This window comes from Pseudomonas argentinensis, assembly GCF_001839655.2.
Lineage (GTDB): Bacteria > Pseudomonadota > Gammaproteobacteria > Pseudomonadales > Pseudomonadaceae > Aquipseudomonas > Aquipseudomonas argentinensis_B.
Map to the genome: position 1 here is coordinate 2,145,991 of NZ_CP056087.1, position 12,186 is coordinate 2,158,176.

At 61.5% G+C, this 12,186-nt stretch carries 11 protein-coding genes; all 11 read left to right on the plus strand.

What is annotated here, in order from left to right; translation table 11 throughout:
* Positions 1 to 128 precede the first annotated feature (128 nt).
* The 11 genes from flgB (at position 129) to flgL (ending at position 11,580) form a co-directional block, all read left to right on the plus strand.
* A complete protein-coding gene (gene flgB, locus SA190iCDA_RS09545; RefSeq protein ID WP_070886713.1) occupies positions 129 to 539 on the plus strand; it encodes a flagellar basal body rod protein FlgB in 411 nt (136 codons plus the stop codon).
* An 11-nt stretch (positions 540 to 550) separates the two neighbouring features.
* Positions 551 to 994: a flagellar basal body rod protein FlgC gene (gene flgC, locus SA190iCDA_RS09550; protein WP_070886714.1), complete on the plus strand. Its 444-nt coding sequence runs from the start codon at positions 551 to 553 to the stop codon at positions 992 to 994.
* A 14-nt stretch (positions 995 to 1,008) separates the two neighbouring features.
* Complete coding sequence (gene flgD, locus SA190iCDA_RS09555; RefSeq protein ID WP_070886715.1) at positions 1,009 to 1,680, plus strand: flagellar hook assembly protein FlgD; 672 nt, start codon at positions 1,009 to 1,011, stop codon at positions 1,678 to 1,680.
* Between the two features lie 43 nt (positions 1,681 to 1,723).
* Complete coding sequence (locus SA190iCDA_RS09560) at positions 1,724 to 3,205, plus strand: flagellar hook protein FlgE (protein ID WP_070886716.1); 1,482 nt, start codon at positions 1,724 to 1,726, stop codon at positions 3,203 to 3,205.
* A gap of 193 nt (positions 3,206 to 3,398) precedes the next feature.
* Positions 3,399 to 4,139 (plus strand): flagellar basal body rod protein FlgF, encoded by a 741-nt coding sequence (locus tag SA190iCDA_RS09565; protein ID WP_070886717.1) that lies wholly within the window; start codon positions 3,399 to 3,401, stop codon positions 4,137 to 4,139.
* 46 nt (positions 4,140 to 4,185) lie between these two features.
* On the plus strand, positions 4,186 to 4,971 hold the full coding sequence (gene flgG, locus SA190iCDA_RS09570; protein WP_070886718.1) for a flagellar basal-body rod protein FlgG: 786 nt from the start codon (positions 4,186 to 4,188) through the stop codon (positions 4,969 to 4,971).
* Between the two features lie 61 nt (positions 4,972 to 5,032).
* Positions 5,033 to 5,746: a flagellar basal body L-ring protein FlgH gene (gene flgH, locus SA190iCDA_RS09575; RefSeq protein WP_070886719.1), complete on the plus strand. Its 714-nt coding sequence runs from the start codon at positions 5,033 to 5,035 to the stop codon at positions 5,744 to 5,746.
* Positions 5,747 to 5,758: 12 nt separating this feature from the next.
* Complete coding sequence (locus tag SA190iCDA_RS09580) at positions 5,759 to 6,856, plus strand: flagellar basal body P-ring protein FlgI (protein WP_070886900.1); 1,098 nt, start codon at positions 5,759 to 5,761, stop codon at positions 6,854 to 6,856.
* Positions 6,857 to 6,868: 12 nt separating this feature from the next.
* Positions 6,869 to 8,092 (plus strand): flagellar assembly peptidoglycan hydrolase FlgJ, encoded by a 1,224-nt coding sequence (flgJ, locus tag SA190iCDA_RS09585; protein WP_070886720.1) that lies wholly within the window; start codon positions 6,869 to 6,871, stop codon positions 8,090 to 8,092.
* Between the two features lie 6 nt (positions 8,093 to 8,098).
* Positions 8,099 to 10,138, plus strand: a complete 2,040-nt coding sequence (flgK, locus tag SA190iCDA_RS09590; RefSeq protein ID WP_070886721.1) for a flagellar hook-associated protein FlgK — start codon at positions 8,099 to 8,101, stop codon at positions 10,136 to 10,138.
* A 197-nt stretch (positions 10,139 to 10,335) separates the two neighbouring features.
* Entirely contained in the window at positions 10,336 to 11,580 is a 1,245-nt protein-coding gene (gene flgL / locus SA190iCDA_RS09595) for a flagellar hook-associated protein FlgL (protein WP_070886722.1), read from the plus strand.
* Positions 11,581 to 12,186 lie beyond the last annotated feature (606 nt).

A 12,186-nucleotide genomic window follows, 5' to 3' on the forward strand; every position in this document is an offset into this window, starting at 1 on the left:
GCCTTGGCCCTTAACGCCTCCTGTTTTCAGCGATCTAGCTGATTTATAAGCAGAAAAAATATTTGGCACGTGCCTTGCTGTGATCTTTGCACGAGAACAGGCGAGCCGCTACGGCAAAGGTTCCTGAGATGAGCATCAGTTTCGACAAAGCACTTGGCATCCACGAGAAGGCCCTAGGCTTCCGTGCCCAGCGGGCCGAGGTACTGGCCAACAACATGGCCAACGCCGATACCCCCAATTACAAGGCCCGCGACCTGGATTTTGCCTCGGTGCTGGCGCAGCAGGCTGCCAAGGGCAGCGGCAGTGGCACGTCGGGGCTGCAGACCACCAACAGCCGGCATATCGCAGCAGAAGGCGTGCCAATGGGCGATGCGGCCTTGGCTTATCGCACGCCCACCGCGCCCTCCATCGACCAGAACACCGTCGATGCCCAGGTCGAGCAAGCCAATTACGCCGAGAACGCGGTGGCCTTCCAGACCAGCTTCACGCTGCTAAACAGTAAATTCAAAGGGCTCATGAGCGCCCTGCGTGGTGAATAAAGGAGCCTGACATGTCCCTGACCAGTGTGTTCAATATCGCCGGAACCGGTATGAGTGCCCAGAGCACCCGCCTCAATACCATCTCCAGCAACATTGCCAACGCCGAAACCGTCTCGTCGAGCATCGACCAGACCTATCGCGCACGCCATCCAGTGTTTGCCACCGTGTTCCAGAATGCCCAGGGGGGCAGTAACGGTTCGCTGTTCGCCGACCAGGATCAGTCAGGCGCCGGCGTGCAGGTGCTGGGTATCGTCGAGGATCAAAGCAGCCTGATGCCGCGCTACGAGCCCAATCATCCGGCGGCGGACGAGGCGGGCTACGTGTATTACCCCAACGTCAACGTGGTCGAGGAGATGGCGGACATGATCTCCGCCAGTCGTGCCTTCCAGACCAACGTGGAAATGATGAATACCGCCAAGCAGATGATGCAGCGCGTTCTGACCTTGGGTCAGTGAGCCGGGAGTGAGCGATGAGCACCGTTGATGGCGTAGGCTCCAGTTCCGTACTGGACAAATACCAGGTCAAGCAGGACAGCACGCAGAACAAGGAACTGGGCAAGGACCAGTTCCTCAACCTGCTGGTGGCCCAGTTGAACAACCAGAACCCGCTGGAGCCCCAGGGCAACGGCGAGTTCATCGCGCAGCTGGCGCAGTTCAGTACCGTGGAGGGGGTCGAGAAGCTCAATTCGAGCATGGAGACCATCCTGTCCGGCTATCAGTCGTCCCAGGCGCTGCAGGCGTCCTCGCTGGTCGGGCGCAAGGTGATCGTGCCGGTCGACAAGGCTGTCGTCGATACCAGCGAGAGTTTCAAGGCCAGCGCCGTGCTGCCGACCAGCAGCAGCAACGTGTACGTCAACGTTTACGACAGTTCCGGCGCGGTGGTCAATCGCATCAACCTGGGTGAGCAAAAAGCCGGCAACGTGAGCTTCATCTGGGATGGCAAGGATTCGAGCGGCAACGTGATGAAGCCGGGCACCTACAAGTTCGAGGCCCAGGCCACGTACGGCAACGAAACCAAGGGGCTTTATACCTTGCTGCCGGCCAACGTCGACAGCGTCACCCTGGGTGGCAATGAATTGATGCTCAACCTGGCGGGGATCGGCAACGTGCCGTTGTCGCAGGTGCAGGTCATTGGTCAGTAATTAACAGGCTGTAACTGCCGGGTAGTCGGCAAGGAGAGTTTTCATGTCGTTCAATATCGGTCTGAGTGGCCTGCGTGCTGCGACCAGCGACCTCAATGTGACGGGTAACAACATCGCCAACGCCGGCACCGCTGGCTTCAAGCAGTCACGCGCCGAGTTTGCCGACCTGTACGCCTCGTCGATGCTCAGCAGCGGCTCCAATCCGATCGGCAGTGGCGTGCTGCTCAGCGATGTGTCCCAGCTGTTCAGCCAGGGCAACATCAACTACACGAAGAACTCGCTGGATCTGGCCATCAATGGCAGCGGCTTTTTCCGTACCAGCAACAACGGCGATATCAGCTACACCCGTGCCGGCTATTTCGGCACCGACCGTGAGGGTTTCATCGTCAACAACTTCGGGCACAACCTGCAGGGTTACGGCGTGGATGCCAACGGCAACCTGCAGAATGGCATCATCGGCAACCTGAAGGTGGAAACCGCCAGCCAGGCGCCGCGCTCGACGAGCACCATTACCCAGCCGTTCAACCTGAACTCGACCGAGAGCGTGCCGGTGCTGAGACAGAGCGCTTATGACGGTGCCTATCAGACGGCGTTCAACGGTTCGCTGTTGCCAGGTAACCCGAACCCAACTCCTGCGGAAATTGCCGCAGCTACCGCAGCGGCTACCCCGGCGCAGCTTGCAGCTGCCAATGCCGCAGGTGCTGCAGCAGGTACTACTGCGGCCAACGCTTCCTTCAACCCGGCGGACCCGACCAGTTACAACCGTTCTACCTCGGTCAACATCTATGACGCCCAGGGCAATGCGCATTCCTTTACCCAGTATTTCGTGAAGACCGGGGCTAACAACTGGGACGTCAAGATTCTGGTCGACGGCCGTAACCCGCTGAATCCGGCCAATACCCAGCCGCTTTCCGCCGGCATCAGCTTTGACGCTGCCGGCAAGCTGCAGACCGTCGATCCCGCTGGCCTGAGCGCCGGGCTCAGTGTCAATCCGGACGGCTCCATCAGCATGAATGGCTGGATTCCCGCAGCGCCCACCAATGCCGAAGGCACTACCTGGGCCGCCAACGGCTCCGAAGCCAGTGCTGCGGTCAAGTTCGATTTCCGCGGCTCCTCGCAGTACAACAGCACCTTCTCGGTGGCCAAGGTCGTGCAGGACGGCTATAGCACGGGCGAATTGGCTGGGCTCGAGATCGACGAGACCGGCGTTCTTTTCGCCCGCTACACCAACGGTCAGACCAAGGTGCAGGGCCAGCTGGTGCTAGCCAATTTCGCCAACATGCAGGGCTTGACTCCGGTGGGCAAGACCGCCTGGGTGCAATCCTCGGAGTCCGGCGAGCCGGTGATTGGAACGCCGCGAAGCGGCACCTTGGGCAGCCTGCAATCGGGCGCGCTGGAGGACTCCAACGTCGAGCTGTCCGACCAACTGGTCAACCTGATCGTGGCGCAGCGCAACTACCAGGCCAACGCCAAGACCATCGAAACCGAAAGCGCCATCACGCAGACCATCATCAACCTGCGTTGATAGCGTCAGGGAGTCGTTGCCGGAACCGGCAACGACTCGCCGAACGACAAAATACAGGCTCCCTCGGGAGCCTTTTGTTTTTATAAAAACTCTTTTAATTCAGTTGCTTATTTGTTTTTTTGTGATGTGGCATGTGTATTGCTTTTGAGGTGTGGACAGAGTCGCGGGCGCGTCGCCCACCTCGGAGGAAAACATGGACAAGATGCTGTACGTCTCCATGACTGGTGCCCATAACAACACCTTGGCCCAGCGTGCTCACGCCAACAATCTGGCGAACATCTCCACCACCGGTTTTCGCCGTGATTTCGAGCAGGCGCGTTCGATGCCGATTTTCGGTGAGACCCAACCTTCGCGCGTATTCGCCATGAGCGAGCGACCGGGCACCGACTTCACGCCGGGCTCGTTGCAGGAAACCGGGCGCGATCTGGACGTCGCCATCGGCGGCAAGGGCTGGCTGGCGGTGCAGGCCCCCGACGGTACCGAGGCATACGTGCGCACCGCGAGCCTGAATGTAGATGCCCAGGGCATGTTGCGCACCGGCAACGGCATGCCGGTCATGGGCAATGCCGGTCCCATTGCCGTGCCGCCTGAGCAGAAGATCGAGATCGGCCAGGACGGCACCATCAGTATCCGCGCCCTCGGCGAAGCGCCCCGGGTGCTGGCCGAGGTCGACCGGCTGCGACTGGTCAATCCTGACCTAAAGCAGATGCAGAAGGGCACCGACGGGCTGATCCGCTTCAACGGCCCGCAGCCGCCGGAAGCCGACGCCACGGTGCAGATCACCTCGGGCTTTCTGGAGTCGAGCAACGTCAATGCGGTCGAGGAGATGACCTCGATCCTGGCGCTGTCCCGGCAGTTCGAACTGTCCGTCAAGATGATGCGCACTGCAGAAGATAATGACACTGCCATGGCGCGTGTCTTGCAAATGAGCTGATAACCAACGCGCGGCGCCACGATTCCGGCGCCCGAGGAGAAACGCTATGCTTCCGGCACTTTGGGTCAGCAAGACCGGCCTGTCCGCTCAGGACATGAACCTGACGACCATTTCCAACAACCTGGCCAACGTGTCCACCACGGGCTTCAAGCGCGACCGCGCCGAGTTCGAGGATCTGCTGTACCAGATCCGTCGCCAGCCAGGCGGCCAGTCCAGCCAGGACAGCCAATTGCCGTCCGGCCTGCAGCTGGGTACCGGTGTGCGCATCAACGGCACCCAGAAGATCTTCACCGCAGGCAGCCTGCAGACCACCGAGCAGCCGATGGACATGGCGGTCAACGGCCGTGGCTTCTTCCAGGTGCTGATGCCCGATGGCACGGTGTCCTACACCCGTGATGGCAGCTTCCACCTGAACTCCAACGGCCAGGTGGTCACCTCCCAGGGCTTCGCCCTGGAGCCCGCCATCGTGCTGCCGCCGGAAGTGCGCACCTTTACCGTCGGCGAGGACGGTACCGCGTCGGTCACCACCACCGGTAACCCGCAGCCGCAGATCGTCGGCAACATCCAGATCGCCGACTTCATCAACCCTGGTGGTTTGGAAGCGATCGGCAACAACCTGTTCCTGGAAACCGCTTCCAGCGGTGCGCCGCAGGTCGGTACGCCTGGCCTCAACGGCCTGGGCACGACCCTGCAGAACACCCTGGAAAACTCCAACGTCAGCGTGGTCGAGGAGATGGTCAACATGATCACCACCCAGCGCGCCTACGAGATGAACTCCAAGGTCATCTCCACCGCTGACCAGATGCTGTCCTTCGTTACCCAGAACCTTTAAGACCCCGGGGTAGGGCATCGGCCCGCCCCCTGATACGCCTGAACGCTGTGAGGTAGTGGTTATGAACCGCTTGGTGTGTGTGTTCTCGATTCTCGGCAGCGTAGTGCTGAGTGGCTGCGTGGCGCCTGCCGCCAAGCCCAACGATCCGTACTACGCACCTGTACTGCCGCGCACACCGCTGCCGGCTGCGCAGAACAACGGCTCGATCTTCCAGTCCGGGTTTGAAAACAACCTGTACGGCGATCGCAAGGCCTTTCGCGTGGGTGACGTGATCACCATCAGCCTCAGCGAACGGATGCAGGCCAGCAAGAACGCCAGCTCGCAGATGTCCAAGGACAGCAACGCCAATATCGGCCTGACCTCGCTGTTCGGCGGTGGGGTATCGATCGACAACCCCAGCTCCGGCCTCAACCCGCTGAAAGCCGAGAACCTGGGGCTCAGCGCCCAGTACGGCGCCCAGCGTGACACCAGCGGCTCCGGTCAGGCCGGGCAGAGCAACAGCCTGACCGGCTCGATCACCGTGACCGTGGCCGAGGTGCTGCCCAACGGCCTGCTGGTGGTGCGCGGCGAGAAGTGGATGACCCTCAATACCGGTGACGAGCTGGTACGCATCGCCGGCCTGGTGCGCTCCGACGACGTGGCCCGCGACAACACCGTGGCCTCGACCCGTATCGCCGATGCGCGCATCACCTACTCCGGTACCGGCGCCTTCGCCGATGCCAGCCAGCCGGGGTGGCTGGACCGCTTCTTCGTCAGCCCGCTGTGGCCGTTCTGAGGTTAAATGATCATGCGTAAATGGATCATCACCGTTGCTGCGCTGTTGCTGGCCTCGACCGCTCAAGCCGAGCGGCTCAAGGATTTGGCCAGCATCCAGGGCGTGCGCACCAACCAGTTGATCGGCTACGGCCTGGTCGTGGGCCTCAATGGAAGTGGCGACCAGACCACCCAGACGCCGTTCACCGTACAGACCTTCAACAACATGATGGCGCAGTTCGGCATCAAGGTGCCGGAGGGCGGCAACGTGCAGTTGAAGAACGTCGCGGCGGTGTCCATCCACGCCGACCTGCCGCCGTTCGCCAAGCCTGGGCAGACCATCGACGTGACCATTTCCTCGATCGGTAACGCCAAGAGCCTGCGCGGTGGCAGCCTGCTGATGACGCCGCTCAAGGGTATCGACGGCAACACCTACGCCATCGCCCAGGGCAACCTGGTGGTGGGCGGCTTCGACGCCAGCGGCGCCGATGGCTCGCGCATCACCGTCAACGTTCCGTCGGCTGGCCGTATCCCCGGCGGTGCAACGGTCGAGCGCCCGGTGCCGAGCGGCTTCGATCAGGGCAATACCCTGACCCTGAACCTCAATCGCCCGGATTTCACCACCGCCAAGAACATCGTCGATCACATCAACGAGTTGCTCGGCCCGGGTGTCGCCCAGGCGTTGGACGGCGGCTCGATTCGCGTCAGCGCGCCGCTCGATCCGAGCCAGCGCGTCGACTACCTGTCGATTCTGGAAAACCTGGAAGTCGACGTCGGCCAGGCGGTGGCCAAGGTCATCATCAACTCGCGCACCGGCACCATCGTCATTGGCCAGAACGTGCGTGTGCAGCCTGCAGCGGTGACCCACGGCAGCCTGACGGTGACCATCACCGAAGACCCGATCGTCAGCCAGCCGGGCGCGCTGTCCGGCGGCGAAACCGCCGTGGTGCCGCGTTCGCGCGTCGGTGCGGACGAAGAACAGAAACCGATGTTCAAGTTCGGTCCTGGTACCACCCTCGACGAGATCGTGCGGGCAGTGAACCAGGTAGGCGCTGCGCCTTCCGACCTGATGGCCATCCTGGAGGCGCTCAAGCAAGCCGGCGCTCTGCAGGCCGACCTGATCGTGATTTAAAGGACACGCGACATGGATACTCGACTCTCGGCATCCGGCACCAGCACCGTCGACAGCGGTGCCTACACCGATCTCAATCGCCTCAACCAGTTCAAGGTGGGGGGCGACAATGAGGAGAACATTCGCAAGGTCGCGAAGGAGTTCGAGTCGCTGTTTCTCAACGAAATGCTCAAGACCATGCGCTCGGCCAACGAAGTGTTCGGTGAAGGCAACTTCATGAACAGCAACGAGGCCAAGACCTACCAGGACATGTACGACCAGCAGTTGTCGGTGACCATGGCCGGCAACAAGAACGGTATCGGCCTGGCCGACGTGATGGCGCGGCAGATGTCGAAGATGAAGAGCGTCAGCGACCGGCCCAACCCGTTCGCCCAGGTCGACGCACCCGTGCCGGCGGCGCCGAGCAAGCCGCTGGCACGTGGCGAAGCCGCTGCCGATGTAGCGCCGACGCGGGTCGAGAAGATCAGCGCGGCGGCAGATCCCGAGCGCAACGACATGACGCTGATCAATCAGCGCCGTCTGTCGTTGCCGGGCAAACTGGCCCAGCGCATCCAGGCCGGCATCGTGCCGGGCGCCGAGTCGCCCACGGCAGCTACCGCGGCCAATACGCTGGCCGGTGACGCCATTGGTAAACCGCTGGCCAAAGGCGACTGGTTGCCTGCCAAAGCCTACGCCGCACCGGCCGAACGCCGCCTGAACATCAATGGCAGCGAGGAGATCGCCAGCCGCACGACGTTCAAGTCGGCCAAGGAATTCATGGAAACCATGTTGCCGATGGCCGAGAAGGCGGCTGCCCAGCTGGGCGTTGATCCCACCTACCTGGTTGCCCAGGCGGCGCTGGAAACCGGCTGGGGCAAGTCGATCATCAAGCAGGGCGATGGCAGCAGCAGCTACAACCTGTTCGGCATCAAGACCCACAACACCTGGAGCGGTGATTCCGCCCGGGTGATGACCACCGAATACCAGAACGGCAAACCGGTGAAGGAGGCGGCCTCGTTTCGCTCCTACGAATCCTTCGCCCACAGCTTCGAGGATTACGTGAGCTTCCTGCAGAGCAATGGGCGGTACGAAAAGGCGCTGAGCTCCACCGCCAACCCCGAGCAGTTCGCCCGCGAATTGCAGAAAGCCGGCTATGCCACCGATCCGCAGTATGCCCGCAAGGTCTCGCAGATCGCCCGCAAGCTGTCGACCTACCAGATGATCGCGGCCAACGGCGCGCCCTCGAACAAGGGATGATGAAGCATGGCTGACCTACTGAACATAGGCCTGTCGGGCTTGGCGGCGAACAAGACTTCGCTGGCCGTGACCGGTCACAACATCACCAACATCAATACACCGGGGTTCTCGCGCCAGGACACCATCCAGGCGACGCGTACGCCGGAGTTCAGCGGTGCCGGCTACATCGGCAGCGGCACCTCACTGGTGGACATCCGCCGTAGCTACAGCGAGTTTCTCACCACCCAGTTGCGCAGCAGCACCGCGCTGAGCAGCGACGTGAAGGCCTACAAGAGCCAGATCGACCAGCTCGATTCCTTGCTCGCCGGCACCACCACGGGTGTGACGCCTTCGTTGCAGAAGTTCTTTTCGGCCATGCAGACGGCTGCCGAGGATCCCTCCAACCTGCCTGCGCGCCAGCTGGTGCTTTCCGAGGCGCAAGGGCTGAGCCGGCGCTTCAACACTGTCTACGACCGCTTGAACGAGCAGAACAGCTTCGCCAACAAGCAAATGGGCGCCGTTACCGAGCAGATCAACCGCCTTGCCGGCTCCATTGGCCGACTCAACGAGTCGATCGCCATTGCCCAATCCAACGGCAGCCAGCCCAACGACCTGCTGGATGCGCGTGAGGAGGCGGTGCGTCAGTTGGCGACTTTCGTGGGCGTCAACGTGGTGGCACAGAACGACGGCTCGCAGAACGTTTTCATCGGCTCCGGGCAGCCGCTGGTGATCGGCAGCAACGCCGCGCGCCTGGAAGTGGTACCTGGCAGCAACGACCCGAATCGTTCCGAAGTCCAGTTCATCGTTGGCGCCGCCCGGCAGACCATCACCACGCAGGTGACCGGGGGCGAGCTGGGCGGCATCCTGCGTTATCGCGAAGACGTTCTGGACAAGACCTTCAACTCCCTTGGGCGCCTTGCGCTGTCGATCAACGATCAGGTCAACAGTCAGCTGGGCCAGGGCCTGGACCTCAAGGGGCAGGTCGGTACCAAGCTGTTCGGTGACTTCAATGAGGAGTCGCTGGCGCGCCTGCGCGTGCTGCCGTCCACTACGAACAGCAGCAATGCCTCGCCAATCTTGAACATCAGCAACAGTTCGTTGTTGACCACCAGTGATTACCGCCTGGAGTTCGATGGCAGCAATTACACCGCGCGGCGACTGAGCGACAACCAGTCGATGACCGTCATGCAGAACCCGCCGGGCACCCTGAGCTTTCAGGACAGCGCCGGCCGCAACCAGGGTTTCCAGATCGTTGTCGGTACCCCTGCACCGGCCGCCGGCGACTCCTTCGTGCTGCAGCCGACCCGTATCGGCGCCTCGACCATGTCTATCGTGCTGGATCAGGCCGACCAGCTGGCCTTCGCCGCGCCGATTCGCTCCGAGGCCAACCTGCAGAACCGCGGCAATGGGGTGATCAGCCAGCCGACGTTGCAGCCTTCGGGCAGCAGCATCAATCCCGCTGCATTGCAGGCCGCCTTTCCACCCGTCACGCTGACCTATGACTCGGCATCGGGGGGCTTCACCGGCCTGCCGGCAGGTGCAACCTTGGTTCGCGTCGACAACAAGGGGCAGCCGATCACGCCAGCGCCGACGCCACTGTTCGAGCCGGGCCTGCAGAACAACTACCAGCTGACCATGGCGGACGGCACCCGGGTCAACATGAGCCTCAGCGGCCGCCCGCAAAATGGCGACCGCTTCGACATCGCCTTCAACCAGAACGGTGTCTCGGACAACCGCAACGCGCTGGCCTTGGTCGGCCTGCAGAACAAGCAGGTGGTAGGGGTCGATCCCACCGTTACCGGCGTCGCCACCGGCTCCAGTTTCACCGACAGTTACGGCGACCTGATCGAACGCGTCGGCACCCTGACCGCCCAGGCCCGCCAGGACAGCGAGGCGACCGGTGCTATTCTCAAACAGGCACAGGACAACCGTGATTCGCTGTCCGCGGTCAACCTGGACGAAGAGGCGGCCAACCTGATCAAGTTCGAGCAGTACTACAACGCCTCCGCCCAGGTGATTCAAGTTGCGCGCTCGTTGTTCGATACCCTTATCGGAGCATTCAGGTAGCGAGTAGGGCGTCGCGCTCGCCGTGAGGCGGGCAGGGTCGTAACGCGGTGTCAGCGTTGCCCGCTGGATGTGCCGCGTGGGCGCGCCACTAACGATTATCCGTTCGACCACCCGGCAAACGGCAGGTGGTTCAACAAATCCCCAAGCGGGTGCGGGGCTGGCCAACGTCAGCCACCGTCAGAGAAGACGAGGCTGTTATGCGCATTTCTACTGTTCAGGCGTTCAACAACGGCGTGCAAGGCCTGCAGCGCAACTACGCCAATGCCATTCGCACCCAGGAACAGATCAGTACCGGTAATCGCATTCTCACTCCAGCTGACGATCCGGTCGCGTCGGTGCGCCTGTTGCAGCTCGAGCAGCAGCAGAACGTATTGAGCCAGCACAAGGAAAACCTCACGGCGGCCGATAACAGCCTGGTGCAGGAAGAGTCCGTTCTCAACTCGATCAATACCGTCCTGCTCCGTGTCCAGGAGCTCGCCGTTCGCTCTGGCAGTGGCTCGCTCAGTGCCGATGATCGCAAGTCCAATGCGGCCGAATTGCGTGAGCGGGAAAATGAGCTGCTGGGCCTGATGAACACCAAGAATGCCCGCGGCGAGTACCTGTTCTCCGGCTTTCAGGGCAAGGCCGAGCCTTTTGTCCGCAATGCCGATGGCACCTACAGCTATCAAGGTGACGAGGGGCAGCGCAAGTTGGAAATTGCCAGCTCGCTGAATGTGGCGATCAGCGATAACGGTAAGAAGGTTTTCCAGAATGTCACCAATGCCGGGCGGCTGGATGCCACGCCGACGCTGCAGGCAGGCTCGACGCTGCGTGCCTCTACCCCATTGGTGCAGGATGAGGTGGCGTTTACCGGCACGCCCGGTTTCCCGGACGGCGGTGTCGATATCGTGTTCGGCAACCCCAGTGCCACCAGCTATGAAGTGTTCGCGGCTGGCACTACGACGCCGCGCTTGGCCGCAGGCTCCATGGATGAAAACGAGAAAACCGCCGACAAGTTGGTATTTCGCGGGGTCATGATCAATTTCGATGGCGTGCCGGCCGCTGGTGATCGCATCACCGTGACAGCCGACCCCAACAAACAGACCCAAGGCGTTCTGGATTCGATTGCCAATCTGCGCAAGGCGCTCGAAGAAACGCCGTCGACGCCTGAGGGCGGGCTGATGGTGCGTGATGCAGTCGCCGAGGCCATCACCAATCTGTCCAATGCCAGTATCGTGATCGACAGCACGCGTGGTGACATCGGTGCGCGGCGCAACATCATCGATACCACGCTCACCAGTAACGAAGACTCGGCCCTGGGCAACAAGGCCGTGCAGGCCGAACTGCGTGAGCTGGATTATCCAGAAGCCCTTTCTCGCCTGTCTTTCCAAAGCCTGATTCTTGACGCAGCGCAGCAGAGCTACGTGAAGATCAGTGGTCTTAACTTGTTCAGCAAGCTTTGAAAGAAGTATCACACCTTTTAATAGCGCCTTTTGGCCAGTGCAGGATACCTTTGACCGTTTCTCTCTTTATTGAGAGCTCTATATGCGTCCATTGTCGGGCTGCTCGTATGCTCTACAGCGTTGGCTTCATCCCTGAGGCTTTATCCGCGCGTACACAGGCGCTCGGTTGCTCGGCTAGGTGCAGTTCTCTCCGATCTGCCTGGACAGGATGAAAGTACTGACGATGCGAGCTGCGTTGGCGCTGCTCTCTTCGATGTCATGGTCTCCCGATCGCGAGTGTTCAGTGACGATGCCTGTCATTTTCCGCTGCTATCCCGCGGTCAGCTGCGACACTGCATGGCCGACCCATGCGGGCTACACTCCTGTTTTACGCACCCGAGCTTTTCTCTCAGGTAGTCATATTGGCCGGGTTCTTGCTATTTGAAGTTCCCAAAGGGCTGAGTGCCGGCCATTTGACGAGGACGATCACCTTGCCCTCGTGTGATAGGTGGTCTGTTTGAGCGGACCTGGCAAGGGGTAAGGGTGTCTAGCGAGCCAGCATTACTTGTTTAGCGGTACTTTGGGGCTGACAGCTTCATGTCGAGCTAATGGGCGCCGCCAAGAAAT